This is a genomic window from Streptomyces sindenensis (assembly GCF_014649035.1).
GTDB classification, from domain to species: Bacteria; Actinomycetota; Actinomycetes; order Streptomycetales; family Streptomycetaceae; genus Streptomyces; species Streptomyces sindenensis.
Genome location: NZ_BMSG01000019.1, coordinates 25,036 through 51,039, shown reverse-complemented (window position 1 = coordinate 51,039; position 26,004 = coordinate 25,036). Strand labels below are relative to the sequence as shown.

Sequence of the window (26,004 nt, the reverse complement as noted above, 5' to 3'; positions counted from 1 at the left end):
CCACCCGTACGCCGGCATCCGCATTCCGCCATCCACCGCAGGGACGGTACGTGTCCGACCTCGACCAGCTCACCCAGTCGCTGGCCCGTAACCTCAAGCGCTGGCGGGGCGAGCGCGGCTTCACGCTCGACGCCCTCGCGGCCCGCTCCGGAGTCAGCCGCGGGATGATCATCCAGATCGAGCAGGCCCGGACGAACCCGAGCGTCGGCACCACGGTGAAGCTGGCCGACGCGCTCGGCGTCGCCATCACCACCCTCCTCGACCACGAGCAGGGGCCGCAGGTCCGGCTGGTCCCGGAGAGCCGGGCCGTGCGCATGTGGTCCACCGAGGCGGGCAGCTCCACCACCCTGCTCGTCGGAGCGGAGGCCCGTGGCCCGCTGGAACTGTGGACCTGTCGGCTGATGCCCGGTGAGGGCACCACGTCCGACCCGCACCCCGAGGGCACCGTCGAACTCCTCCACGTCACCGAGGGCGAACTGACCCTGCTCGTCGACGGCCTCGCCCATGCCGTCCCCGCCGGAGCCTCCGCCACCTTCGAGGCGCACGTGCCGCACGGCTACCGCAACGAGGGCGGCGAACCGACGGTCTTCACCATGGCCGTCGCCATCCCGCCCGTCCGCTGAGACGCCCGGCCGGCCGCCCGCCCGTCGCTGTTAGCGTGAGCGCCATGCGCGCTCCCATCGGCACCTTCGAGGACGCCGCTCCCGCCGCGGAACGGCTCGGCCTGCTCCCCGCCCCCGTCGTCGCGGCGCTGACCGCGGGCTGGGGCGGGTTCACCGCCGAGCAGCTCGTCCACGTCGACAGCGATCCGGCCGTGGCCGACACCGCCGTCTTCGCCGAGCACCACGGCGTCGAACTGCTCGACACCTCGGCCAACTGCGTCGTCGTGGCGGGCAAGCGCGGCCAGGACGTCACCCTCGCCGCCTGCGTGGTGCTCTCCCGCACCCGGGTCGACGTCAACGGCGCGGTCCGCAAGCACCTCGGCGCCCGCAAGGCCTCCTTCGCCCCGATGGACACGGCGGTCGGCGAGAGCGGCATGGAGTACGGCGGCATCACCCCGATCGGCCTGCCCGCCGCCTGGCCCGTCCTGCTGGACCCCGCCGTCGTGGACCAGGAGTGGGTCCTGATCGGCAGTGGCAGCCGGCGCGGCAAACTCATCGCCCCCGGCAAGGCGCTCGCCGCCCTCCCGGGCGCGGTGGTCGTCGAGGGCCTCGGCGTCTGAGCCTCCCCCTCGAAGGGCCGGGGCGGGCGGTCACCCCTTGAACGGCCGGGTCGGCCGGGTCGGCCGGGTCAACTCCCGGCTGTGCGGTGCTCGGTGAGCCAGACCGTGGCGAAGTCGACGGCCGCCCGCAGCCGGACGAGCCGGCACTCCGCAGCGCCCACGCGCCCCGCCCGTACATCCCCCTCGGGGGCGGCCTTCTCGAACGCCGCGCCCAGGGCGGCGAAGTCCCCGTCGTCCAGGGCGACATCCTCGTACTCCCACCACCGGCGCACCCCCCGTGACGCCACCACACAGCGGTAGCTCCGGCGTGGCGGGCCGGGCATCCGGTACTCGCCCAGGTGAAACGCCGTACACGTGGCGTAGCCGGTGCCGAGCAGCAGGATCCGGGCATCCTCCTCGTACAGCCGGGCCAGCGGCGAGTCCTCCCCGAGGTGGCAGTCGGCCCGGTGCCCGGCGAGCAGCCGCCCCGCGCCGGGGCCGAGCGCGGCGAACGAGGTCTGCGGATGCGCGCTGCGCCCGGCCCCCGCCGCCGTCCGTACGGTCTCGGACAGCGCGCCCATCGACGGCGCGGGCGTCAGCGCCGGGTCGTACGCCGGCATCGCGGCGCGCACCGCGTCGACCGCCCCGGCGTCCAGGCCCCGCACCCGCTCGCGGTAGTGCGGGGAGGTGTCGGAGTTCTCCGGGGTGAAGGCGGGCACCACCACCGTCCCCGAAGGGCCGACGGCCCGGCGCAACGCGTCCAGCACCCCCCGCGCCCCGCCCGCCACCGGCCCGAGCGACCGCAGCGAGGCGTGCACCAGGAGCACATCGCCGGGCCGGACACCGAGCGCGGTCAGCGCGGCCGTCGTCCGGACCGTGCCGTCGTTCACGCCGTTCACGCCGTTCACGCCGTTCACGCCGGTCATGTCGGTCGCGCCGGTCACGTCGGTCACATCGAGTACGTCCACGTCGTTCACGGCGGGGATTCTGCCCACCCCGGGGCGCCCCGCACACCCGGGCAGCTCAGGCGCGAGCACCCAGCCGCGGAATCTCGATCGCGGGGCACCGGTCCATGACCATGTCCAGGCCCGCCGCGCGCGTCCGCCCGCAGGCCTCCCGGTCCACGACGCCGAGCTGGAACCACACCGCCTTCGCGCCGACCGCCACCGCCTCGTCCGCGACGGCGCCCGCCAGCTCGCTGTTGACGAACACGTCCACCACGTCGACCGGGAAGGGGATGTCCGCGAGCGAGGCGTACCCCTGCTCCCCGTGGACCGTCTCGGCCTTCGGGTGCACCGGCACCACGCGCTTGCCGAACCGCTGGAGGACCTGAGCCACGCCCCACGCCGCCCGGGAGGAGTTGTCCGACAGCCCGACCACCGCCCAGGTGTCGCCCGTGTCCTGGAGAATCCGTCTGATCGTCGCGTGGTCCGCGTACGCGTTGCCGTCTGCGTTCATGCCCGGACAACCCCGGCCCCCGCCTCTCCATTCCCGCCGGGACCCGCCCTCGCGGCGGCGCATAGGGTGGACGGATGCAGGAGCAGTACCGGACCGTCGCCCGCGCGGGTGTGCACGAGAGCGAGATCAACCGATCCCGTTTCCTCTGCTCGCTCGCCCCAGCCGCCACCGAGGAGGAGGCGCAGGACTTCGTCGCCCGCGTCCGCAAGGAGCACCCGACCGCCACCCACAACTGCTTCGCCTACGTGATCGGCGCCGACGCCTCCGTACAGAAGGCGAGCGACGACGGCGAACCCGGCGGCACGGCGGGCGTTCCCATGCTCCAGATGCTGATGCGGCGGGAGACGCGGTACGTCGTGGCGGTCGTCACCCGCTACTACGGCGGGGTCAAACTCGGCGCGGGCGGGCTGATCCGGGCGTACGGGGGAGTGGTCGGCGAAGCCCTCGACGCGCTCGGCACGATCACCCGGCGGCGTTTCCGGCTCGCCACGATCCGGGTCGACCACCAGCGGGCCGGAAAGCTGGAGAACGACCTGCGGGCCACCGGGCGGGACGTCCGGGAGGTGCGGTACGCCGAGGCCGTCACCATCGGGATCGGGCTGCCGGACGGCGACGTCGAGGCGTTCACCGGCTGGCTGGCCGACGTGACCGCGGGGACCGCGACCCTGGAGCTGGGCGGCGAGGCGTACGGGGACGCCACCGCGTGATCCTCGTGAGGTGAGGGCACGTCGCCGGGGGCACGGGGGCACGGGGGCGCCCGGGGGGCCACGGGGTCGCCCGGGGGCACGGGGGTTCACGGGGTGAAAATCATGATCGATGCGGGTCCGGCGGCCCGGCGGCGTTAGCGTGGTCGGTGCCGAGCGGGATCACGGGCCGCCGGTGCGCGGCCCACGGGGTGGAGGACGACGATGCAGACCAGGACCGGCGGAGTGATGGCGTGAGGCTCCTGCACACCTCGGACTGGCACCTGGGCCGGTCCTTCCACCGCGTCTCTCTGCTGGACGCCCAGGCCGCCTACCTCGACCGTCTCGTGGCGACCGTCGAGGAGCGCGAGGTGGACGCCGTCCTCGTCGCCGGCGACGTCTACGACCGGGCCGTGCCGCCGCTCACCGCCGTCGAGCTGTTCGACCGGGCGCTGCACCGGCTCGCCGACGCCGGTGTCCCCACCGTCATGATCTCCGGCAACCACGACTCCGCCCGCCGGCTCGGCGTCGGCGCCGGGCTCCTGGACCGGGCCGGGATCCACCTGCGGACCGACCCCGAGGGCTGCGCCACCCCCGTCGTGCTCGCCGACGACCACGGCGACGTGGCGTTCTACGGACTGCCCTACCTGGAACCGGCCCTGGTCAAGGACGCCCTGGGGGCGGAGAAGGCCGGTCACGAGGCGGTCCTCACCGCTGCCATGGACCGGGTGCGCGCCGACCTCGCCACCCGCCCCGCCGGGACCCGTTCCGTCGTCCTCGCGCACGCCTTCGTGGCGGGCGGGGAGCCCAGCGACAGCGAACGCGACATCACCGTCGGCGGGGTCGCCGCCGTCCCCGCCGGGGTCTTCGACGGCGTCGACTACGCGGCCCTCGGCCACCTCCACGGCTCCCAGCGGGTCACGGACCGGGTCCGCTACTCCGGCTCCCCGCTCGCCTACTCCTTCTCCGAGGCCGACCACCGCAAGACCATGTGGCTCATCGACCTCGACGCCCACGGGAACATCGCCGCCGAGGAACGGATCGACTGCCCCGTGGAGCGGCCCCTCGCCCGGCTCCGGGGCCGCCTCGACACCCTCCTGGAGGACCCCGCCCTGGACCGCCACGAGCACGCCTGGGTCGAGGCCACCCTCACCGACCCGGTACGCCCCGCCGAGCCCATGGCCCGCCTCGCCCGGCGCTTCCCGCACACCCTCAGCCTCGTCTTCGACCCCGAGCGGCCCCCCGAGGATCCGCTCGCCTCCTACGCCCAGCGCCTCAAGGGCCGCGACGACCACCAGATCGCCGAGGACTTCGTCGCCCACGTGCGCGGCGGCAGCGGCCCCAGCGACCTCGAACGCACCGTGCTGCGCGGCGCGTTCGACGACGTCCGGGTGGACGAGACCGTGCGCGAGGTGTCCCGGTGAGACTGCACCGCCTGAGCATCACCGCCTTCGGCCCGTTCGGGGCCACCCAGGAAGTCGACTTCGACGCCCTCTCCTCCGCCGGACTCTTCCTGCTCCACGGACCCACCGGCGCGGGCAAGACCTCCGTGCTGGACGCCGTCTGCTTCGCCCTGTACGGAGCCGTCCCCGGCGCCCGGCAGAGCCCCGGGGCCTCCCTGCGCAGCGACCACGCGCCCGTGGACCTGCCCACCGAGGTCCAGCTGGAGCTGACCGTCGGCGGCCGCCGCCTCGAAGTCACCCGCAGCCCCGCCCAGCCCCGCCCCAAGAAGCGGGGCGACGGCTTCACGAACGAGAAGGCCCAGAGCAGACTGCGCGGTTACGACCCCGAGCGCGGCTGGCACGCCCTCAGCAAGTCGCACCAGGAGATCGGCGAGGAGCTGACCCAGCTCATCGGCATGAGCCGGGACCAGTTCTGCCAGGTGGTGCTGTTGCCGCAGGGCGACTTCGCCCGCTTCCTGCGCTCGGACGCCGAGGCCCGCGGCAAGCTCCTCGGCCGGCTCTTCGACACCCGCCGCTTCGCGGCCGTCGAGGAACGCCTCGCCGAACTGCGCCGGGGCGCCGAGGCCAGGGTGACCGCCGCCGACGAACGGATCCTCGCCCTCGCCGAGCGCATCGCCCAGGCGGCCGGACCCGCCGGGGCCGAGGCCACGCCGATCGCCGCCCGGCCCGGCGAACCGGGCCTCGCCGAAGCGGTGCTGGAGTGGGCCGCGATCGCCCGGTCCACGGCCCGCGAACGGCTCGGCATCGCCCACCACGTCCTCGCCCGGGCCGAGGACCGGCAGCGCGAGGCCCGCCACGCCCTGGACGCCGTACGCGAACTCGCCCGCCTCCAGCAGAGGTACGAGGAGACCTGCCGGCGCTCCGCCGCGCTGGAGGAGCGGCGCCCCGAACACGACGCCTGCCAGGAGCGGTTGGACCGCGCCCGCAAGGCGGACCGGGTCGCCCCCGCCCTGGATCTGCGCGAGGAGGCGGAGCGGGCGTACCGGACCGCGAGCGACGGTCTCGGCCGGGCCCGCGCGCTGCTCCCCCCGGAGCTGCGCGACGAGGGTGCCGACCGACTGGCCGAGCTGGAGCGGAAGTTCCAGCAGGAGCTGTACGCACTCGACGCGGCACGAGAGGCCGAGGAGCGCAGCGCACGGATCGACGCGGAGCGCGACCGGCTGAACCGGGAGGCCCGGGCCGACGACGAGGTGATCCGCGAGGCGGACGCGTGGCTTGCCGACTGGGACACCACCCGTGCGGCCCTCAAGGGGCGCGTCGACGCCTCGCAGGAAGCCGCCACCCGCGCCGAGCAGCTCGCCGGACTCCTCGCCCCGGCCCGCCGACGCCTGGACGCGGCGTGCCGCCGTGACGCCCTCGCCACTGACGTGCGGCAGGCCGAGGAGCGGTTCACCGGCGCGCGCGAACAGGAGCTGGACGCCCGGAAGTCCTGGCTCGATCTGCGGGAGCGCCGACTGCGGGGCATCGCGGCGGAACTGGCCGCGGGCCTCGTCGCGGGTGAGCCCTGCACGGTCTGCGGGTCGGCCGACCACCCGGTCCCCGCCAGCCCCGGCGACGGCCATGTCGACCGGGCGACGGAGGAGCGGGCCCTGGCCGCCCAGCAGTCCGCCGAGGAAGCCCGCGCCCGCGCGGAACAGCAGCTCGGACTCGTACGCGAACGGCACGCGGCGGCGGATGCGGAGGCTCGGGGGGACGAAGCCTCCGCATCCTTCACCGTGGCCGAACTCGGCTCGCTGGTGGACCGGTTGACCGCCGAGCACGCCGAGGCCCACCGACTCGCCGCCGCGATGAACCCGGCACGCGAGGCACTCACCGCCGCCGAGCGCGAGCACACCGAGCGGCTGGAGCAGCGGCAGGAGGCGCACGGTCGGATGTCCGCCCGTACCGCCGCGCGCGAGGCCCTCGACGCCGAGCAGGCCCGCCTGGAGGGGAAGATCGCCGCCGCCCGTGGCGAGTCGCCGTCCGTCGCGGCGCACGCGGAGCGATTGACCCGCCGCGTGGCACGCCTCGCCGACGCCGCCGAGGCCGTACGCGCCGAACAGGAGGCGGCACAGCGCCGGAAGGAGGCCGACGACCGGCTCTCCGACGCGGCGTTCCGGGCCGGCTTCGATACCCCGGAGGCCGCCGCCGCGACGCTCCTCGACGCCGCGGCCCAACGCGACCTCCAGCACCGCATCGACGCCTGGCAGGCCGAGGCCGCCGCGGTGGCCGACCGCCGCGCCGAGCGCGACGCCCGCGCGGCCGCCGAACAGCCGGCTGCCCAACCGTCAGCGGCCCAGGGGGAGTTCGAGACGGCGGAATGGCTGCTGCGCGAGGCGGCGTCCGCGCTCGCCGCCGCCGACGAGCGCTGCGGTGAGCTGACCCGGCTCTCCCGGCAGGCCGCCGACGAGGTGCGGCGGCTGGGTCCCGTGCGCCAGGAGTACGAGCGGATCGCCCGGCTCGCGGGTCTGGCGGCGGGCACCTCCGCCGACAACGAACGCAAGATGCGCCTGGAGGCGTACGTCCTGGCCGCCCGCCTCGAACAGGTGGCGGCGGCCGCCACCGCACGGCTCCAGCGGATGTCCTCCGGCCGTTACACGCTCGTCCACTCCGACGCCCGCACCGGTGGCCGCCGGGCCGGACTCGGGCTGCATGTGGTCGACGCATGGACCGGCAGCGAACGCGACACCGCGACGCTGTCCGGCGGCGAGACGTTCTTCGCCTCGCTGGCCCTCGCGCTGGGCCTCGCCGACGTCGTGACCGAGGAGGCCGGCGGCGTACGCCTGGACACCCTCTTCATCGACGAGGGGTTCGGCAGTCTGGACGACCAGACACTGGACGAGGTGCTCGACGTCCTGGACTCCCTGCGGGAGCGGGACCGCAGCGTGGGCATCGTCAGCCATGTGGCCGACCTGCGCCGCCGGATCCCGGCCCGGCTCGAAGTGGTGAAGGAGCGCCAGGGCTCGTCGGTCCGCCACCTCCTCACGTGAGCCGAGCCCCCTCCGGGCGGTTCACCGGCCGATCGCGCGGCGGGGGAGCGGTGAGGAGTACACGATGCTCGTGGTGACCGAGCCCAGCGCCCCGATCCGCCCGGTGGTCTCCTCCAGATGCTTCATCGAGCGGGCCGTGACCTTGAGGACGAAGCAGTCGTCGCCGGTGACGTGGTGGGCCTCGATGATCTCCGGTGTGGTGTCCAGCAGGTCGTGGAAGGGCTTGTAGTTCCCGTTCGGGTAGCGCAGGCGCACCAGGGCGAGGAGGGGCAGCCCGAGCCGTTCGGCGTCGACCACCGCCGCGTATCCGCTGATCACCCCCAGCTCCTCCAGTCGCCGTACCCGCTCCGTCACGGCGCTCGGGGACATGGCGACGGCGCGGGCGAGCTCGGCGAAGGTGGCGCGGCCGTCGCGCTGGAGGACATCGAGAATGCGCCAGTCGGTGGCGTCCGGGGAATAGTCGGTCATCTCCCCGAGGGAACAGGGAAATCCCCGGCGAATCAAGAGGAGCGCCGGGGAACCCCACTTCCCGGTCCGGTTTCGCGGCCATAGATTCATGGTCATGACCTCGCACTCCACGGCCACGGCCGCTCACCCCGTCCTGCGCGTCCCGCCCGCCTCTCCCGCCGCGGCGGCCGCCTACTTCGCGGCCTCGCTCGCCTTCCACGCGGACGTCTCCGATGTCGCCGCCGCGCTCGCCGCCGACGGCGACCCCGGGTTCGTCGTCCTGGACAGCCGCTCCACCGCCTCCTGGGACCAGGGGCACGTACCCGGAGCGGTCCACCTGCCCACCGCCCTGATCCCCGAGCAGGCGGAGGCGCTGCTGGACCCGGCCGTCCCCGTGGTCACGTACTGCTGGGGGCCGGGCTGCAACGGCGCGACCCGCGCCGCCCTGGCCCTCGCCCAGCGGGGCTTCCAGGTCAAGGAGATGCTCGGCGGGTTCGAGTACTGGGTGCGGGAGGGGTTCGCCTACGAGACCTGGGAGGGCGCGGAGCGGCGCGCGGCCGATCCGCTGACCGCTCCGGTCGACGCGGCCGACTGCGGTTGCTGAACCCCGACGAGTCCAGGCGCGGACTCGGGGGCTCAGCGCGCCGAGGCAGCCGCGAGCACGGCGAACAGCTCGTCCGTCCCCGCCCCGGCGGGACATCCGCTGACCTGACCGTCGCCGACCTCCACCACCCGCCACACCCCGTCCTCGCGCAACGCCAGGTCGGTGGTGACCCAGCGCAGCCCGAGGCGGCCCACCGCATCCCGCACGGAGGGGAGTTCGGGGACGGGGCGCAGGCCGGGGGTGTCCGGGTGGGCGGTGACGAGGACCGCCTCCCCGTCCACCCACCACACCCGCGCCTCGCCGCCCGCGGCGAACGGCTCGAACGCCCGCAGCACCAATCCGCCCGCGAGGAAGTCACCCTGGAGTTCGACGAACCGGCCCACCACGGAAGCCAGTTGTTTGCGGTCCGCCAGCGCCGGTACGTAACAGGCCTCGTCCCACTCGTGCTTGCGGGACTTCACGAAGTCCTTCACGATGCCGGGCCCCGGCCCCAGGGGCGCCGCGAGCCCGGCCAGCCCGTCGGGGGAGGGTGACGGATCCCCCGGAGCCACGGAGCACCAGACGCTGCGCGGCGTCAGCCCGTCGAACTCCTCGTACCAGCCGGGGAGTTCATGCGCCCGCCGATAGCCGGCGGCGTCGGTGAGCAGGGAGCAGCCCCGCGCACCGAGCGCCGTCTCCAGCTCCGCGTACCGGGCGGAGGGGATCATCCAGCCTCGATACCAGTACGGTCCGGAGTCCCGCGCGACCCGGGCCACCGCCCCGGCCGCGTCCCCGGCGAGCAGCGCGTCATGATCGAGCAGGGCGATCCGGCCGCCCGCCGCGCGCGCCGCCGCGAGGTCCTCGGCGAACTGCGGATCGGGCCGCGACGCCCTCAACGGGTCGGCGCAGAAGAGGAATCCGTTGCGCTCGGTCATGACATGCTGCCCTTCTTCACCTGAGGAGACTCCGGACCGTACGTACCGCCGGCCCGGTCAGAGCCGCGACAGCTCGTCCACCAGATCGTCCAGACCCAGCGATCCCTGCGAGAGCGCCGCCATGTGCCACGCCTTCAGATCGAAGGCGTCGCCGTGCGCGGCGCGAGCGTTCTCCCGGCCGAGCAGCCAGGCGCGCTCGCCCAGCTTGTAGCCGATGGCCTGGCCGGGCATCGACAGATAGCGGGTCAGCTCGCTCTCCACGAAGTCGGCGGGGCGGCCGCTGTGGTTGCCGAAGAACTCCTGGGCCAGATCGGGGGTCCAGCGCTCGCCGGGGTGGAAGGGGGAGTCCGCCGGGATCTCCAGCTCCAGGTGCATGCCGATGTCGACGATCACGCGGCAGGCGCGCATCATCTGGGCGTCCAGGTAGCCGAGCCGCCGCTCCGGGTCGGGCAGGAAGCCCAGCTCGTCCATCAGCCGCTCCGCGTACAGCGCCCAGCCCTCGGCGTTCGCGCTGACCATGCCGACCGAGGCCTGGTAGCGGGAGAGGGTGTCGGCGACGTGCGTCCACTGCGCGAGCTGCAAGTGGTGGCCGGGAACGCCCTCGTGGTACCAGGTGGAGACCAGGTCGTACACCGGGAAACGGGTCTCGCCCATGGTGGGCAGCCAGGTGCGCCCCGGGCGGGAGAAGTCCTCGGAGGGGCTGGTGTAGTACGGCGCGGCGGCCCCGCCGGGCGGGGCGATCCGGGACTCCACCTTCCGTACGCGCTCCGCGAGGTCGAAGTGGGTGCCGTCCAGCGCCTCGATCGCCTCGTCCATCAGGCCCTGGAGCCAGTCGCGGACCTCGTCGACCCCCTCGATGTGCTTGCCGTGCACATCGAGGTGGGCGAGCGCCTCCCAGGGCCCGGCCCCGGGCAGTACCTTCTCGGCCTCCCCCTTCATCTCGGCGAGCAGCCGGTGGTACTCCGACCAGCCGTACGCGTACGCCTCGTCGAGATCCAGGTCGGTGCCGTTGTACAGCCGCGACCAGCGGGCGTACCGCTCCCGGCCGACCGGATCGGGGGAGCCCTCGATCGCCGGGGCGTACACGTCGCGCATCCAGTCCCGCAGCCCGAGCACCGAGGCCGTCGCCCGCCCGGCGGCCTCGTCCAGCTCGGCCCGCAGGGACGCGGGGCCCGGCGCGACGAACTCGGCGAAGAACCCCTCGCCCTCGCCTTCCCCGCCCCACTGCGTGAGCTGCCCGACGAAGGTGGTGGTCGCGCGCGGACCGCCGTACAGCTTGCGCTCCAGACCGAGCGCGAGCGAGGCGCGGTACCCCTCGTACGCGGCGGGCACCGCGCGCAGGCGCTCCAAGACCGCCGCCCAGTCCTCGTCCGTCGCGGTCGGCGTGAGGGTGAAAACCTCGGTGATGCTGTGGGCGGGCGACGACAGATTGGAGACGGCCCGCAGCCCCTCCTCGGCCTCGTGCACGGCGAGTTCCGCCGTCAGCCGCTCCCGCAGGAGGCGGCCGCAGCGCCGCTCGGCATCGCTGTCCGCACCGGGCCGCCGCTCCGCCGCGTCCAGCTCCCGCAGAGTCCTGCGGATGAGCTCGGCGACCGCCTCCTGGCCGGCCGGCGAGAAGTCGGGCAGTCGGCGCGAGCTTTCGGGCACACCCAGAAAGGTGCCCGTGATGGGGTCGAGTTCGATGAGTGCGTCGACGTAGGCGTCGGCGACCTGACGGGGCAGCGCGCTGCTCGAAGTGTCTGACATGCGGACATCCTCGTACGGTGGTGGCTCTCCCGTCACCACCGGGGGTGCGGGGTGGCCGGACCCGGCCGGTCAGTTCGCGGCGGGCGGAAGCAGGGGACCGCACTCCCACTGCTGGAAGATCAGCCGGGTGTCCACCCGGGCCACCTCCCGGCGCGAGGTGAACTCGTCCAGCACCAGCCGTTGCAGATCCGCCGCGTCCGCCACCGCCACCTGCACCAGATAGTCGTCGGGGCCGGTGAGGTGGAACAGCGCACGCGACTCCGGCAGCGACCTGATCCGGTCGACGAACGGCCCGATCAACTCCCGGCGGTGCGGCCTGACCTGCACCAGCAGCAGCGCCTGGAGGCCCCGGCCGAGCTTCGCCGGGTCGAGGCGCAACTGGTCCCCGAGGATCACCCCGCTGCGGCGCAGCCGGGCCACCCGGTCCAGACAGGTCGAAGCGGCCACGCCGACCTCGGCCGCCAGCTCGCGGTACGTGGTCCGCGCATCGTTCTGCAACAGCCGCAGAATCTGCAGATCCACCGGATCCAGAGCGACAGAATCGGACATACAGCGAACGTAACACGGCGCAGGGCCGCTACGAACCGGTAACTGTTCAGAGTGACGCCATGGACAACGAAGTCTCGATGACGCCCCCTGCTCCCACCCCGTCCAGGGCTCTCGCCACCGAAGCCGTGCACGCCGGACGCGACGACCTCGCCTCCCTCGGCGTGCACGCCCCGCCGATCGACCTGTCCACCACGTACCCCTCCTACGACTCGCGCGACGAGGCGATGCGTATCGACGCCTTCGCCACCACCGGCTCCCTCCCGGACGGGCCGCCGGTCTACGCCCGGCTCGACAACCCCACCACGGGCCGCTTCGAGACGGCGCTCGCCCGGCTGGAGGGGACCGACAGCGCGGTCGCCTTCGCCAGCGGGATGGCCGCGCTCACCGCCGTCCTGCTCGCCCGCGCGAGCCAGGGGCTGCGCCATGTCGTCGCGGTCCGCCCGCTCTACGGGTGCAGCGACCATCTGCTCGGCGCCGGACTGCTGGGCACCGAGGTGACCTGGACCGACCCGGCGGGCATCGCCGACGCCATCCGCCCGGACACCGGCCTCGTGATGGTCGAGACGCCGGCCAACCCGACGCTGGCCGAGGTCGACATCCGGGCCGTCGCCCACGCCTGCGGAACCGTGCCGCTGCTGGTCGACAACACCTTCGCCACCCCCGTCCTGCAGCGCCCCGTCGAACACGGCGCCCGCATCGTCCTGCACAGCGCCACCAAGTACCTCGGCGGCCACGGGGACGTCATGGGCGGTGTCGTCGCCTGCGACGAGGAGTTCGCCGCGACCCTGCGCCAGGTGCGGTTCGCCACCGGCGGGGTGCTGCACCCGCTGGCCGGCTATCTGCTGCTGCGCGGCCTGTCCACGCTGCCGGTACGCGTCCGGGCGGCCTCGACGAGCGCCGCCGAACTCGCCCGCAGGCTCACCGCCGACCCGCGGATCGCCCGGGTGCACTACCCGAGGATCGGCGGCGCGATGATCTCCTTCGAGGTGTACGGGGACCCGCACCGGGTGATCTCCGGGGTGCGGCTCATCACGCCCGCCGTCAGCCTCGGCAGCGTGGACTCGCTGATCCAGCACCCGGCCTCCATCAGCCACCGCATCGTGGAGGAGGGAGACCGGCGGGCGGCCGGAGTCGGCGACCGGCTGCTGCGGATGTCGGTCGGCCTGGAGGACGTCGAGGACCTGTGGGCGGATCTGTGCCAGGCGCTCAGCGACGGGCCCGTTCCGTCGGCACGGCAGGCTGAGCGGCCTCTTCACTCGTCAGCCGGGCGGTGATGACGAGCGTCCCCTCCTCGATCTGGTAGTCGAGGGGCAGCGCCAGCGCGCGCATCGCGGCCACCATGCCGGTGTTGCGGGACTGCGTCACCGCGTAGACGCTGTCGCAGCCCGCCTCCTCGGCCAGCGCCACCAGGCGGCGGAGCAGCTCGGAGCCGATGCCCCGGCGCTGCCAGTCGTCCTCGACGAGGAGGGCCACCTCGGTCTCGTCGCCGTCCCAGAGCAGGTGGCCCAGCGCCACCAGCCTGCCCGACGCCGTCTGCACCGCCAGGGTGCGGCCGAAGCGGGGGCTCAGCAGATGGTCGAGGTAGCGGTCGGCGTCCGCGACGGGACCGTGGTAGCGCAGGCCCAGGGTGTTCTGCGAGCAGCGGTCGTGCATGGCGCGGGCGGCGGCGAGATCGGCGCGGTCAGCGCGGCGCACGGTGATCGCGTTGCCCTCGGGCAGCGTGAGGACGTCCTCGCTGCGCGGCACACGGGGACCGAGCCGGGCATCCAGCTCGACCAGGGCGCGCGCCCGGGCGAACTCGGTCGGTGTGAACGGCAGATAGGGCCGCTCGACGGAGATCACCCCGCCGGACGGGTCCCGCAGCCGCATCACCGTCTCCTCCAGCACGCCCTCGACCGGGGCGCTCTGCCCGGTCGAGCGGCCCGTGACGGAGACGGCCGGCAGCGAGTGGATCGTGCACCGGCCGAGCAACTGCCGCAGGGCGAGCGGCAGCTCGGCGGCGTCCAGCGCCGTCCGGGTGGCCAGCGACAGCACCCGGGTCGGGGTGTCCACCAGGTCGTGGGCGTCCGCCCGCTCGATCCAGGTGGAGGTGCCGCCCGCGGCGGCGATCCGCCGGGACAGCTCCTGTGCCGGGAGCGTGGCCGGGGCCCGCAGCAGGAACTCGTCGACGGTGCCCTCGGCGAGCGGGTGCGTCTGGAGGGTGAGGATGTCGACGCGGAGCCCGGCGAGCGCCGTGCACAGCGCGGCCAGACTGCCCGGGGCGTCGAGCACCGTCGTCCGCATCCGCCACAGCGTGGTCCCGGCCTCCCCGGCGTCGCCCGCCTCGCCTTCGCCGGCACCCTCGGCCCCGCTCGCCGTCGTAGCGATCCCGCCCGCCGCGCCGGTTCCGGCCGGCGCGGCGTCCGTCTCGTCCGGCGGGGGCGCGTGACTGTGGCGTCGGGCCCACCAGGTGTGGAACGCGGCCGTGGCCACCAGCGCCGCCGCCGAGGCCATGAGCAGGTAGGGGCCGTCCGGCTGGTGTCCGATCAGGTTGGCGATCGCGTCGGCCACGGCCACGGCGGTGAACAGGGCGGCCAGTTCGATCAGGTCCCGTCGCCAGTGGTGCGGGCGGCGGGCGCTCTTCGCGGAGGTCACATCAGTCATATCCCCACGGTGAACGAACGGTGTTGCCTGATCGCGAACGCCTTGTGACTGATGGGTTACGTGTTGATCTGGTCGCCTATCGTCGCTTTTCGGTCAGATTCCGGGGTGGTCGTTCCTTTATCCTTCCGCACGCCGAACGTGGCGAGCAGGCGGGCGGCCTGGCGGACCGTCGGGGACCAGCCCGTGCGCCCCGCCGTGGCCGCGAGCCTGCAATCGGCTCGATCCCGCCCGTCCCGCAGCGCTCGGCGCACTCGGCCGCCACGGACAACGGCCCTCGCCGAAGCCGCCGTTCGCCGGCCGACGCCCCCGGCTACTGGCCGACGCGGCCCGGCCGGAGCACCTTCGTGAACAGAACCGACCCGCCCTCGGCCCGCAGTCGCACCGTCAGCTCCGCACTGCCCCCGTCGATCTCCACCTCGCCGAAGTACTGCGGCGACTCCATCGGCGAGACGTTGGCCCGGTCGGGGGCCCGCACGAAGACCCGGTCGGGGCCGAACGTGCCGTCCAGCGCGTTGGCAGGGAAGCCGCCCGCGGCCAGCGGGCCCGACACGAACTCCCAGAACGGGGCGAAGTCCTTGAACGCCGCCCGCTCCGGCGCGTAGTGCTGGGCCGAGGTGTAGTGGACGTCGGCCGTCAGCCACACGGTGCCGGTGATCCTGTGGTGCTTGACGAAGCGGAGCAGCTCGGCGATCTGGAGCTCCCGCCCGAGCGGGGCTCCGGGGTCACCCTGAGCCACGGCCTCGAAGTTCGTCGCACCGTCCGGGACCACCAGGCCGAGCGGCATGTCGGCGGCGATCACCTTCCACTCCGCCCGGGAGGCGGCGAGCGACCGCTTCAGCCACCGCAACTGCTCGGCCCCGAGGATGCCCGTCGTGTCGTCGGGCTGCCGATTGGGGGAGTTGGCGTTGCGGTACGACCGCATGTCGAGGACGAACACGTCGAGCAGCGGCCCGTGGTGGACGGCCCGGTACATCCGCGACCGGTGCCCGGAACCGTGCGACGGCGCGAGCGGCACGTACTCCCGGAAGGCCCGCGAGGAGCGCGCCGCGAGGATGTCCACGTTCTTCTCCGTGTAGCGGGCGTCGTCGAGGATCTGGCCGGGATACCAGTTGTTGCGCACCTCGTGGTCGTCCCACTGCACGACGGAGGGCACCTGCGCGTTGAAGCGGCGGACGTTCCGGTCGAGCAGGTTGTAGCGGAAGTTGCCCCGGTACTCGTCCAGCGTCTCGGCGACCTTCGCCTTCTCCTCGGTCATGACGTTGCGCCAGATCCGGCCGTCCGGCAGCGCCACGCTCTCCTCCAGCGGACCGTCGGCGTAGATGCTGTCGCCGCTGCACAGGAAGAAGTCCGGGTCCAGGCGGCGCATCTCCTCGTACACCCGGTAGCCGCCGATGTCCGGATTGATGCCCCAGCCCTGCCCCGCGATATCGCCCGACCACAGGAAACGCACCCCGGACCGGCGCCGCGCCGGAGCGGTGCGGAACGTCCCGTACACCGGCTTTCCGGTACGGCGCGGATCGGCCGGATCGGCGAGCGTCACGCGGTAGTGCACCTGCTCGCCCGGCGGCAGACCGTACAGCGGCGTGGTCCCCGTGAAGTCCGTTCCGGGCCCGATCGACGGCCCGTGCCACCGGCGGACCCGCCGGAACGACTCGGTCGCCGACGTCTCCACCAGCATCCGGGCCGGCCGGTCCGAGCGCACCCACAGCAGCGCCGACGAGGAGGTGACGCCGCCCACCTGCACACCCCAGGACGCCTCGGGCCGCCCTGCCAGGTGCAGCGCGGGGGCCGCCGAGGCGACCGCGGGCGGGAGGGCGAGGGCTGCCGGGGCGATCAGCGAACCGCGCAGGACGGCACGGCGGCCGGGAGAGGAAGCGAGCGGACGGTGCGGACGGTGGGACATCGAAGCGCCTCCAGGGAGGTGGTCGGGCGGTGCACCGTACGGGGAAGGCCGCGGCCTCGCCCGGTACGGAGCCGGTCTGGGCCATGCCTAGTGCCTTGCGGCGGCCGCAGCCCGAACCCCGGGTGAACGGCGCCCGTCGGCCGGGGCCGGACGGGCGCAGCCGGGTCGGGCGGTCGTCCAGCAGGCCGGCCGGGAGGGGCCCCGCCCCGGCCGGTCAGCCGGAGCCGGTCCGTCCGGTCCGCCATGCCTCCGCCAGCGCCGCGACTCCCCGGGCGATGTCGCCGGGGGCGAGATGGGCGTACCCGAGAACGAGCGGCAGGCCGCCGTCCCCGGAGCCGTCCGTCCCGCAGTCGCTCAGCAGCCGCAGGGCGATGCCCGCCCCCGCCGCCCGCTCCAGGAAGACGTCCTCGGGGCCGTACCGCGTCGGCAGCCGGGCAATGATGTGCAGCCCCGCCGCGATGCCGCTGACCGCCGTGCCGGGGAAGTGTTCGCCGAGCGCGGCCACCATCGCGTCCCGCCGTTCCCGGTAGGCCCGCTGGCAGCGCCGCAACTGCCGGTCGTATCCGCCGCGCACGATGAAATCGGCCAGGACGGCCTGGTCGAGCACCGGGTTGCCCAGGTCCATGGTCCGCTTGCGGGCGACGATGCGCTCCGTGAGCGCGGCGGGGGCGACCAGCCAGCCGAGCCGCAGACCGGGGGCCAGCGACTTGCTCACGGATCCGGTGTACACGACCCGCTCGGGATCCAGCCCCTGCAAGGCGCCCACCGGGGCCCGGTCGTACCGGAAGTCCCCGTCGTAGTCGTCCTCCATGATCACGGCGTCCGCGTCCCGCGCCCAGCCGAGCAGTTCGCCGCGCCGCCGCGCGGAGTAGCCGATGCCGGTGGGGAACTGGTGCGCGGGCGTGGTCACCACCGCGCGTACGCCGGAGCGCTCCAGGGGCGCGAGAGCGAGACCCTCGTCGTCGAGGGGGAGCGGGACCGTGCCCAGACCGGTCGCCGCGAACAGCGAGGAGTGCTCGGGACTGCCCGGATCCTCCACCCCGACCGAGACCACGCCCTCGTCCCGGAGGACGAAGCCGAGCAGGGTCGTCGCCTGGGCCACCCCCGAGCAGACCACCAGCCGCTCCGGATCGGCCACCACACCCCGCCGCCGGGCGAGCAGTCCGGCCAGGGCCTCGCGCAGCTCCGGCAGGCCGCGCGGATCGGGGTAGCCCAGCGCGCCGTGCGGCAGCCGGCCGAACACCGTCCGCTGGGCGGCCGCCCACGCGCTGCGCGGGAAGAGGGACAGATCTGGGGTGCCGGGCCGGAAGTCCACCCGTGCGCCCTCCGCCCCCGGCGCTCGGTCGCGTACGGGACGCTCCGCCGCGCGTACGCCCTCGCTCACCCACGTGCCCGCGCCCCGCCCGCTGCGCAGATAGCTCTCCGCGGTGAGCTGCTCGTACGCCTCGGTGACCAGGCCCCGCGAGACCCCCAGATCGGCGGCGAGCTCACGACTGGAGGGCAGCCGCGTGCCGCCCGCGAGACGGCCGGAGCGGACGGCCTCGCGGAGCGCGGACCGCAGTGCGCGCCCCCGCCCGCGCGCCGGCGCGGCGGCGGGCAGCAGCAACTCCCAGGCCGGAGAGAGCGATTCTGCCGACGGGAGATGCGGATCCGCCCCCGAATTGGTCCCCGAACTCGTCATGGAAGTGGACCTTAAACCGGTCCGTCGCCGACCCTAGCGTCGGCCCCATGAACGCAACCTCTCTGCGCGGGGCCCTCCTCGCGGCCCTCGCCTGTGTGCTGGTGGGGGCGTCCTTCACGGCCAACAGCGTCCTCGGCGACTACCCGTTCGCGGGCGGCCAGGCGCTCCGCTACGGTCTCGCCGCGCTGCTGCTCATCCCGTTCCTGCGCCGCGATCCCGACTCCGCGACGGCCCGGCTCCGTCGCCTCACCCGCCGCCAGTGGGGGCGGATCGGCCTGCTCGCCGCCGTCGGCATGGTCGGGTTCAACCTGGCGGTCCTGACGGCCGAACAGACGGCGGAACCGGCTGTTCCGGGGGTCTTCGTGGGCTGTGCGCCGATCGTGGTCGGCGTACTCGTCCCGCTGCTCGACGGCCGTCGCCCGTCCCGCGTCACGCTGTACGCGGCGGGCCTCGTCGCCGTCGGAGCGTTCACCGTCCAGGGCTGGGGGCGCACCGACCTGGCGGGCGTGCTGTTCTCGGTGGGCGCGCTCGCGGGCGAGGTCGGCTTCGCGGTCCTGGCCGTTTCGGTCCTGCGGCCGCTGGGACCGAAACTCCTCTCCGCGACCGTCTGCGGCGTCGCGGCCGTCGAGTCGGCGCTGCTGGGGCTGCTGCTGGACGGCGGCTCGTTCCTGCGGGTCCCGACGGGCGGCGAGACGACAGCCCTGCTGTGGCAGGCCGTCGTCGTCACCGTGATCGGGTTCGTCTGCTGGTACAGCGGGATGCAGCGCATCGGGGCGGAGCGCGCCACGCTCTTCTCCGGGCTGATCCCGGTCTCCGCCGCCCTGACCGCCCCCGTGGTCGGAGCCGGGACGTACGGCCTCGCGCAGGGTGCGGGAAGCCTCCTGGTCGGTGCCGGAGTGGCGTACGGCTCCGGCGTCATCGGGCGCCGCGGGACCCCCGGCGGACGGCGCGGAGCCCCCGGCGGACGGCCCGAGCGCCGCACACCGGAGGCCCGTGCACCGGAGCGCCCCACGCCGGCAGCCTCGCGTGACCGCTCAGCGGCTGGTGTCCAGGATGACGCGGGCGACGAGCGCCGGGTCGTCGTTCATCGGAACGTGCCCGCAGCCGGGCAGCCGCACGAGCCGGGCGCCGGGGATGACCCGCTTGGCGCGGACCCCCTGCCGGCGCAGCAGGATCCGGTCCCGGGTGCCCCAGGCCACGGTGACGGGGATGCCCTTCACGTCCTCGCCGAAGAGCGTGTCCCGGCCGGCCGCCAGCGTCTGGTGGAAACCGGTCGCCTCGCGCAGGGCGAGCGTCTCGGCGACGACGGCCTCCGGTGAACGCCTGCCGGGCCGGGCGTAGATGGTGCTGGTGAGGGCCGTGCGGCCCGCCGCGCTGCGCGACAGGCGCTCGATCAGCGGCACCGGCAGGGCCAGCGCGCTGCGCCGCATCGCCCGCAGGGTCCCGAAGGCGTAGCGCCGTTCCGCCTCCGTCCAGAAGCCCGCCGGGGACAGCGCGGTCACCGATCGCACCACCTCGGTGCGGCCCAGCTCCAGCGCGAGCAGTCCGCCGAGCGAGTTCCCGGCCACATGGGGGCGGTCCAGGCCGAGTTCGGCACAGAAGGCGCCGAGGGCCGGGCCGACGGTCGCGAGATCGTACGGAACTCCCCCCGGCAGCGCGGGCGAGGTGCCGAAGCCGGGCAGGTCGACGGCGATCACGTCACGCTCGGCGGCCAGGATCCGGGTCACCGGGTCCCAGGCCCGCAGGTGGTGGCCGATGCCGTGCAGAAGCAGCAACGGTTCGCCCGCGCCGGTCCGTTCGTACGCGACCGAGACCGGGCGGGGGCCGTCGGCCGTTGCGACGGTGAAGGAGACCGTGGTGGTCATGCTGCTGCTCCCTGGAGTGGGTAGACATCTCGTCAACAACAATTACCGTCGGGTAGCTTGTAGTTCAAGAGGCCCGGCGATTCCGGCTGGACACCCGGTGGCCCGTGAGCTGGGATGGATCAATGACCGTCGACGTCGCGACCGAGATCTTCGAAGAGCACCGGCCCGTTCTCACCGGTGTCGCCTATCGCATGCTCGGCCGGGTCGCCGACGCCGAGGACGTCGTCCAGGAAGCGTGGCTGCGGTGGTCGGCGGCGGCGCGCGAGGACGTCCGGGAGCCGCGGGCCTTCCTGGTGCGGATCACCACCCGGCTGGCCATCGACCGGCTCAGGCACCTCCGGTCGCGTCGGGAGACGTATCCGGGGACCTGGCTGCCGGAGCCGCTGGTCACGGACTTCGGGCCCACTCCGCCCGACAGTGCGGAGCGGGCCGTCCTCGCCGACTCCGTCTCGTTCGCCGTGCTGGTCGTCCTCGAATCCCTCTCCCCGCTGGAGCGCGCGGTGTTCGTCCTCCGGGAGGCCTTCGGATTCCCGTACGCCGAGATCGCCGACGCCCTGGACCGCACCGAGGCGGCGGTCCGGCAGCTCGCGGGCCGCGCCAGGCGGCATGTGGAGGAGCGCAAGCCGCGCTACGACGTGGACCCGGCCGAACGGCGCGACCTCACCGAACGCTTCCTGGCCGCCGCCTCCGGAGGCGGCATCGAGCAACTGCTCGCCCTGCTGGCCCCGGACGTCCGGCTCGTCAGCGACGGCGGCGGCAAGGCGAAGGCGCCGCTGCGGGTCATCGAGACCGCGGACAAGGTGGGCCGCTTCCTCTTCGCGGTGACGGCCGGACTCGACCCCCACGGGGAGGTCCGCGTCATGGAGATCAACGGCGGACCCGCCGTGGTCTTCCTCGCCGGGGGCAAAGCCGACGCCGTCTTTCAGATCGAAGTCAGCCAAGGTGTCATTCAATGCGCCTATATCATTCGTAATCCGGACAAGCTCGCCGGATTGTCCGTCGAATAGCCGCACGCGCCACGCGCCGCCTCGGCCCCCACCGGCCCCACGGGTCTGCCGCGTGCCTGGTCAGAGCCCCGCTGTCCTTCGCGACGGCGGGGCTTTGCGCTGCGCTCGCCTCACGGCATCACGAACGTCGTGTGAACGCTCTGCGCCAGAGTCCCGTTTCGTTCCGTTACGGAATAAGGATTGGTCTTGACCAAGGGGGTATGCCGTCCTAGGGTCTCCACTTAAGGTAGGAACCTTTAATAAATAACGTCGCGGAATTGGCGCCGGGCGATTGCGGAGGACAGGGTGGGGACCACGCAGCTGGAATCGGTACAGGAGCCGAAGTACTGGCACCTCAAGACCGTGCTCAGTGAGGCACTCGACTCGGACTTTGCGGTGGGGGAGATCCTGCCCAACGAGCGGGACCTCGCGGCACGGTTCGGTGTCGCGCGAGCCACGCTCCGGCAGGCCCTGGAGCAGCTCGAACTCGAAGGCAGGCTGCAGCGCCGCCGCGGTGTGGGGACTACTGTCGCCCCGCCGCGCGTGGGCGTGGCCGTCTCCACCGACCAGCGGGAATGGGCGGACGGCGTCGGCGGCGAGGCCTGGCAGCCGCTCGACAGCACCATGGCCAAGGCCCCGGCGCCGGTGGCCGAGATGCTCGGAACGGACCCCGCCGAACCGGTGCACGTCGTGCGCCGGATCCGTGACACGCAGGGGCAGGCGGTGGCGGCGGAGCTGCTCTACGTCCCCGCCTCCTCGATTCCCGACCTCTCCGCCATCGAGGCCCCGTCCGGCCCGGTCCGCGCCCGGAGCGTCCTGCGCGAGCTGCGCCGGCTCGGGCTCCAGGGCCAGGACCGCTCCGTGGAGCTCGGCTCCGCGCGGGCGGACGACGCGAAGGAGCTGGACCGGCTTCCCGGCGCCCCCGTCCTCGTCGTCACCACCCGCTACTTCACCGTGGACGGTACGGCGGCCGTCTCCGTGGCCACCTACCGCGCGGACACCTGCCGGCTCACCTTCGGGGACTCCGGCGCGCTGGAGATCAGCCACGACGAGCAGCCGGAACGCCAGGCTTCCTGACGCCTCCGGCCGCGCTCGGCCCCACGCCCGTCGCGCTCACCGACGACTCCGGTCCTCGGGTGAGACCGGCGGGCGTGCGGCGTTTTGGACCGCCTGCGTCCGACCGGGCCGCCGCGCTCCGTCCCGGGCGTGTCCTCGCCCGCCCGCGCTGAAGCGCGTGGCCCCGGCCCGCCCGCGCTGAAGCGCGTGGCCCCGGCCCGCCCGCGCTGAAGCGCGTGGCCCCGGCCCGCCCGCGCTGAAGCGCGTGGCCCCGGCCCGCCCGCGCTGAAGCGCGTGGCCCCGGCCTGCCCGCGCCTGACGTGCCCTGTCCCGGTCCGCCCGCGCCTGACGCGCGTGGCCCCCGGCCTGCCCGCACCTCGCCGCACGGTCAACGGCGGGCCGTCACGGCTCCCTCGACGGCGAACAGCTCCTCTTCGACGTGGTCCAGCGCGAGCCGCAGCGCCCCCGTCGCGACGGCGGCCTCCCCGAGCAGCGACAGCGTCACCCGGGGCGGGCGCAGACAGTAGCGGGCCAGCTCCGTGCGGAGGGGCTCCAGCACCCCGTCCAGTCCGGCGGCCCAGCCGCCGACCACGACCAGCTCCGGGTCGAGCGCCAGCACCAGCGCCGCCACATCGTGCACCAGCCGCTGGAGGAACCGCTGGACCGCCGCCTGGGCCCCCGCGTCGCCCTCCTTGGCCTCGGCGAACACCGCGGCCACCGCCTGCTCGTCCAGCGGGTCCAGCGGTGTGTCCGTCGTCGACAGCAGGTGTTCCGGCGTCAGCTCCCTGCCCAGCAGGTGCAGGGCGCCGATCTCCCCGGCGGCCCCGCCGAACCCCCGGTGCAGCCGCCCGCCGATCAAGGACCCCGCACCGGGGCTCAGCCCGGCCAGCACGAAGACCACGTCGTCCGACTCGGTGGCCGCACCCTTCCAGTGCTCCGCCACCGCGGCGGCGTTGGCGTCGTTCTCCACGAGGACGGGGCAGCGGAACGAACGGCGCAGCCGCTCCCCGAGCGGGAGGCCGGTCCAGTCCGGCAGCGCCGTACCCAGCCGCACGGTGCCGTCGGCCTCCACGATCCCCGGGCTGCCGACGCCGACCGCGCGCAGACTGCTCCGGGCCACACCGGTGCGGCGCAGCACGTCCGCGATGACGGCCCGGACCTGATCGAGCCGGTCGTCCGCGCCCGCGGTCTCCGACACCACGCGGGAGCCGGCCCCGATGATCCGCCCGTCCAGCCCCGAGATGAGCGCCGAGACCCGGTGCGGGCCGATCTCCACGCCGAGGAGGTGCCCCGCCTCGGCCCGGAAGCGGAACCTCCGGGCAGGCCGCCCCTGGCGTCGCGCCTCGCTCTCGTCGGGCACGGCCTCGACCACGAGACCCGCTTCGAAGAGCCCTTCGACGACCCCTTCGACCGTCGGCCGGGACAGCCCCGTGATCCGTGTCAGGTCCGTCAGCGTCGGCGCGCCGGCGCCCCTCAGGGCGTGCAGCACTACCGCGGAATTGATCCGTCGCAACAGCGACGGGTCCCCACCGGTCAGCCGGCCCACGGTATGTCCTCCCAGCTCGTGCGCATGTCTGCCGGATCGTACTCGCTGGCCGGGACCCCTGCGACCAGCGAGGGAAGCCGGTATCGAGCCGCAACCTGGGTCACTCGGGCGCGGCGGATCCGGACGCGTGTCACGAGCCGGGCCGGTCGGCCACGGCCTCCCGGAGACGGGCGTACTCCTCGGCCATGGTCTGCACCGTCCAATGGGCGTTCAGGCCGCTGGGGTTGGGGAGGGCCCACACGCGGGCCCCGCCGATCGTGCGGTCCTGGGGGCCGATACGGGCACGGGGCTCCCCGAAGGCCGTGCGGTAGGCGGTGATGCCGACCACCGCGAGCCACCGCGGGGCGAGCCGCTCCACCTTGGCCGTCAGGGCGGCCCCGCCGCGACGGAACTCCTCCGCGTCCAGCTCGTCCGCCCGGGCCGTGGCCCGCGCCACCACGTTGGTGATCCCGAGCCCGAGGCCGAGCAGTTCGCCCTGCTCGTTCGGACGCAACTGCCGAGGGGTGAAACCGGAACGGTGCAGGACCGGCCAGAACCGGTTCCCCGGGTGGGCGAAGTGGTGGCCCGTCACCGCCGTCGTCAGGCTCGGGTTGATCCCGCAGAAGAGCACGCGCAGACCGCCCGCGGCCACATCGGGGACGATGCGGTCGCGGGCGGCGTTCAGCTCTTCCGGCGTCATGCGGCTTCCGGCGTCATGCGGTGTCGGGTGTCATACGGTGCCGACGGCGTCCGTCAGAGGATCGAGCCCGGGGCGTAGCCCGCGGCCTCGGGGTGCTGCTTGGTGATCTCCTCGATCCGGGCGACCAGCGACGTCACCTGGTCACCGGCGGCACCCGTGAACGAGAGCTTGTCGGCCATCAGCTCGTCCAGCTGCGCGCGGTCCAGCGGGATCCGCTCGTCCGCGGCGAGCTTGTCGAGCAGCTCGTTGCGCTCGGCGCCCTGCTCCCGCATCGCGAGGGCGGACGCGACCGCGTTCTCCTTGATCGCCTCGTGCGCCAGCTCACGGCCCACCCCGGCCCGGACGGCGCCCATCAGGACCTTGGTGGTGGCCAGGAACGGGAGGTAGCGGTCCAGCTCGCGCGCCACGACCGCGGGGAACGCGCCGAACTCGTCCAGCACCGTCAGGAAGGTCTCCAGGAGACCGTCGAACGCGAAGAACGCGTCCGGGAGCGCCACCCGGCGGACCACGGAGCAGGACACGTCGCCCTCGTTCCACTGGTCGCCCGCCAGCTCACCGGTCATCGAGGCGTAGCCGCGCAGGATCACCATCAGGCCGTTGACCCGCTCGCAGGAGCGCGTGTTCATCTTGTGCGGCATCGCGGACGAGCCGACCTGGCCGGGCTTGAAGCCCTCGGTCACCAGCTCGTGGCCCGCCATCAGCCGGATGGTCTTCGCCACCGAGGAAGGCGCCGCGGCCAGCTGCACCAGGGCGGTGACCACGTCGTAGTCGAGCGACCGGGGGTAGACCTGGCCCACCGAGGTGAACGCCTCGGCGAAGCCCAGATGCCCGGCGATGCGCTGCTCCAGCTCGGCGAGCTTGCCCGCGTCGCCGCCGAGCAGGTCCAGCATGTCCTGCGCCGTGCCGACCGGACCCTTGATCCCGCGCAGCGGGTAGCGGGAGAGCAGGTCCTCCAGGCGGCCGTAGGCGACGAGCAGCTCGTCGGCGGCGGTCGCGAAGCGCTTGCCCAGCGTCGTCGCCTGCGCGGCGACATTGTGCGAGCGTCCGGCGATCACCAGCTCGCGGTACTCCGCAGCGAGCTTGCCGAGCCGGGCCAGGACGGCCACGGTGCGGTCGCGCATCAGCTCCAGCGACAGGCGGATCTGGAGCTGCTCGACGTTCTCCGTCAGATCCCGGGAGGTCATGCCCTTGTGGACCTGCTCATGACCGGCGAGGGCGTTGAACTCCTCGATCCGGGCCTTCACGTCGTGCCGGGTGACCTTCTCGCGCTCGGCGATGGAGGCCAGGTCCACCTGGTCCAGCACCCGCTCGTAGTCGGCCAGCGCCGCGTCGGGCACCTCGATCCCGAGGTCCTTCTGAGCGCGCAGCACCGCCAGCCACAGCTGACGCTCCAGCTTCACCTTCTGCTCGGGGGACCAGAGGACAGCCAGCTCCGCGGAGGCGTAGCGGCCGGCCAGGACATTGGGGATGCGAGGCTTCGCAGACACGGCGTTCACGTGAACGGATTCTACTGGCGGTTCGTGCAGGCCAGCGCCACGCCCCCGTTTGTGGCTTGCTACGAAGGAGGGGTCGGCCACGCGCGAGGGAGGGCCCCGGCTACGAGGGCGCGGG

The 26,004-nt window shown here is 73.8% G+C and carries 22 protein-coding genes and 2 pseudogenes; 10 read left to right on the top strand and 14 right to left on the bottom strand.

The annotated features are described in order from the left end of the window. Positions 1-50: 50 nt before the first annotated feature. Both IE145_RS20740 and IE145_RS20735 read left to right on the top strand, forming a co-directional pair. The gene (locus IE145_RS20740) at positions 51-623 is read left to right on the top strand and encodes a helix-turn-helix domain-containing protein (RefSeq protein WP_189526959.1); all 573 of its coding nucleotides are present in this window, start codon (positions 51-53) and stop codon (positions 621-623) included. 44 nt (positions 624-667) lie between these two features. Then, a complete protein-coding gene (locus tag IE145_RS20735) occupies positions 668-1,222 on the top strand; it encodes a YbaK/EbsC family protein (protein WP_189526958.1) in 555 nt (184 codons plus the stop codon). A gap of 68 nt (positions 1,223-1,290) precedes the next feature. Here IE145_RS20735 and IE145_RS20730 read toward each other — a convergent pair whose 3' ends face one another. Both IE145_RS20730 and IE145_RS20725 read right to left on the bottom strand, forming a co-directional pair. Next, on the bottom strand, positions 1,291-2,127 hold the full coding sequence (locus IE145_RS20730) for an AAC(3) family N-acetyltransferase (protein WP_189527044.1): 837 nt from the start codon (positions 2,125-2,127) through the stop codon (positions 1,291-1,293). Positions 2,128-2,224: 97 nt separating this feature from the next. Further along, on the bottom strand, positions 2,225-2,659 hold the full coding sequence (locus tag IE145_RS20725; protein ID WP_189526957.1) for a CoA-binding protein: 435 nt from the start codon (positions 2,657-2,659) through the stop codon (positions 2,225-2,227). A 74-nt stretch (positions 2,660-2,733) separates the two neighbouring features. Here IE145_RS20725 and IE145_RS20720 point away from each other — a divergent pair, with 74 nt between their 5' ends. From IE145_RS20720 to IE145_RS20710, 3 genes are all read left to right on the top strand, one after another. Next, on the top strand, positions 2,734-3,366 hold the full coding sequence (locus tag IE145_RS20720; protein ID WP_189526956.1) for a YigZ family protein: 633 nt from the start codon (positions 2,734-2,736) through the stop codon (positions 3,364-3,366). Between the two features lie 230 nt (positions 3,367-3,596). After that, positions 3,597-4,766, top strand: coding sequence for an exonuclease SbcCD subunit D (locus tag IE145_RS20715; protein WP_189526955.1), 1,170 nt, complete (start codon positions 3,597-3,599; stop codon positions 4,764-4,766). Continuing rightward, entirely contained in the window at positions 4,763-7,774 is a 3,012-nt protein-coding gene (locus tag IE145_RS20710) for an AAA family ATPase (RefSeq protein WP_189526954.1), read from the top strand. Before IE145_RS20715 ends, IE145_RS20710 begins: the two co-directional genes overlap by 4 nt. 21 nt (positions 7,775-7,795) lie before the next feature. Here the strand turns inward: IE145_RS20710 and IE145_RS20705 are convergent, their stop codons facing one another. Further along, positions 7,796-8,242, bottom strand: coding sequence for an Lrp/AsnC family transcriptional regulator (locus IE145_RS20705; RefSeq protein WP_069742491.1), 447 nt, complete (start codon positions 8,240-8,242; stop codon positions 7,796-7,798). Positions 8,243-8,330: 88 nt separating this feature from the next. Between IE145_RS20705 and IE145_RS20700 the strand changes: the two genes are divergently transcribed. Then, positions 8,331-8,825, top strand: a complete 495-nt coding sequence (locus tag IE145_RS20700; protein ID WP_189526953.1) for a rhodanese-like domain-containing protein — start codon at positions 8,331-8,333, stop codon at positions 8,823-8,825. Positions 8,826-8,857: 32 nt separating this feature from the next. Here the strand turns inward: IE145_RS20700 and IE145_RS20695 are convergent, their stop codons facing one another. From IE145_RS20695 to IE145_RS20685, 3 genes are all read right to left on the bottom strand, one after another. After that, positions 8,858-9,739 carry an ATP-grasp domain-containing protein gene (locus IE145_RS20695; protein WP_189526952.1) on the bottom strand — a complete coding sequence of 294 codons (882 nt, stop codon included), beginning with the start codon at positions 9,737-9,739 and terminating at the stop codon, positions 8,858-8,860. 57 nt (positions 9,740-9,796) lie between these two features. After that, positions 9,797-11,485 (bottom strand): DUF885 domain-containing protein, encoded by a 1,689-nt coding sequence (locus IE145_RS20690; RefSeq protein ID WP_189526951.1) that lies wholly within the window; start codon positions 11,483-11,485, stop codon positions 9,797-9,799. Between the two features lie 69 nt (positions 11,486-11,554). Then, positions 11,555-12,034 carry an Lrp/AsnC family transcriptional regulator gene (locus IE145_RS20685; protein WP_006122929.1) on the bottom strand — a complete coding sequence of 160 codons (480 nt, stop codon included), beginning with the start codon at positions 12,032-12,034 and terminating at the stop codon, positions 11,555-11,557. A gap of 59 nt (positions 12,035-12,093) precedes the next feature. On the opposite strand from IE145_RS20685, the gene IE145_RS20680 reads away from it, so the two are divergent. Then, a complete protein-coding gene (locus tag IE145_RS20680; RefSeq protein WP_189526950.1) occupies positions 12,094-13,308 on the top strand; it encodes a trans-sulfuration enzyme family protein in 1,215 nt (404 codons plus the stop codon). Here the strand turns inward: IE145_RS20680 and IE145_RS20675 are convergent. The 4 genes and pseudogenes from IE145_RS20675 to pdxR all read right to left on the bottom strand — a co-directional run bounded on the left by IE145_RS20675 (position 13,241) and on the right by pdxR (position 18,261). Then, positions 13,241-14,668 carry a GNAT family N-acetyltransferase gene (locus IE145_RS20675; RefSeq protein WP_189527043.1) on the bottom strand — a complete coding sequence of 476 codons (1,428 nt, stop codon included), beginning with the start codon at positions 14,666-14,668 and terminating at the stop codon, positions 13,241-13,243. The two genes, IE145_RS20680 and IE145_RS20675, sit on opposite strands and share 68 nt — an antisense overlap. 65 nt (positions 14,669-14,733) lie before the next feature. Beyond that, a pseudogene (locus IE145_RS33965) lies at positions 14,734-14,945 on the bottom strand (hypothetical protein); the annotation flags it as partial. Between the two features lie 42 nt (positions 14,946-14,987). Beyond that, positions 14,988-16,580: an alkaline phosphatase D family protein gene (locus IE145_RS20670; protein ID WP_189526949.1), complete on the bottom strand. Its 1,593-nt coding sequence runs from the start codon at positions 16,578-16,580 to the stop codon at positions 14,988-14,990. A gap of 214 nt (positions 16,581-16,794) precedes the next feature. Beyond that, a complete protein-coding gene (gene pdxR / locus IE145_RS20665; RefSeq protein ID WP_229825705.1) occupies positions 16,795-18,261 on the bottom strand; it encodes a MocR-like pyridoxine biosynthesis transcription factor PdxR in 1,467 nt (488 codons plus the stop codon). Positions 18,262-18,308: 47 nt separating this feature from the next. Between pdxR and IE145_RS34100 the strand changes: the two are divergent. Continuing rightward, positions 18,309-18,722: pseudogene (locus IE145_RS34100) on the top strand (EamA family transporter); the annotation flags it as partial. Positions 18,723-19,295: 573 nt separating this feature from the next. Here IE145_RS34100 and IE145_RS20655 read toward each other — a convergent pair. Further along, a complete protein-coding gene (locus tag IE145_RS20655; protein WP_189526948.1) occupies positions 19,296-20,126 on the bottom strand; it encodes an alpha/beta fold hydrolase in 831 nt (276 codons plus the stop codon). 122 nt (positions 20,127-20,248) lie between these two features. Here IE145_RS20655 and IE145_RS20650 point away from each other — a divergent pair, with 122 nt between their 5' ends. Both IE145_RS20650 and IE145_RS20645 read left to right on the top strand, forming a co-directional pair. After that, positions 20,249-21,133 (top strand): RNA polymerase sigma-70 factor, encoded by an 885-nt coding sequence (locus tag IE145_RS20650; RefSeq protein ID WP_189526947.1) that lies wholly within the window; start codon positions 20,249-20,251, stop codon positions 21,131-21,133. Positions 21,134-21,418: 285 nt separating this feature from the next. Then, on the top strand, positions 21,419-22,189 hold the full coding sequence (locus IE145_RS20645; RefSeq protein WP_189526946.1) for a GntR family transcriptional regulator: 771 nt from the start codon (positions 21,419-21,421) through the stop codon (positions 22,187-22,189). Positions 22,190-22,556: 367 nt separating this feature from the next. Here IE145_RS20645 and IE145_RS20640 read toward each other — a convergent pair whose 3' ends face one another. From IE145_RS20640 to purB, 3 genes are all read right to left on the bottom strand, one after another. Further along, a complete protein-coding gene (locus tag IE145_RS20640; RefSeq protein ID WP_189526945.1) occupies positions 22,557-23,714 on the bottom strand; it encodes an ROK family transcriptional regulator in 1,158 nt (385 codons plus the stop codon). Positions 23,715-23,844: 130 nt separating this feature from the next. Then, positions 23,845-24,393, bottom strand: coding sequence for a G/U mismatch-specific DNA glycosylase (gene mug / locus IE145_RS20635; RefSeq protein WP_189526944.1), 549 nt, complete (start codon positions 24,391-24,393; stop codon positions 23,845-23,847). 53 nt (positions 24,394-24,446) lie between these two features. Next, complete coding sequence (purB, locus tag IE145_RS20630) at positions 24,447-25,880, bottom strand: adenylosuccinate lyase (protein WP_373296613.1); 1,434 nt, start codon at positions 25,878-25,880, stop codon at positions 24,447-24,449. Positions 25,881-26,004: the final 124 nt, after the last annotated feature.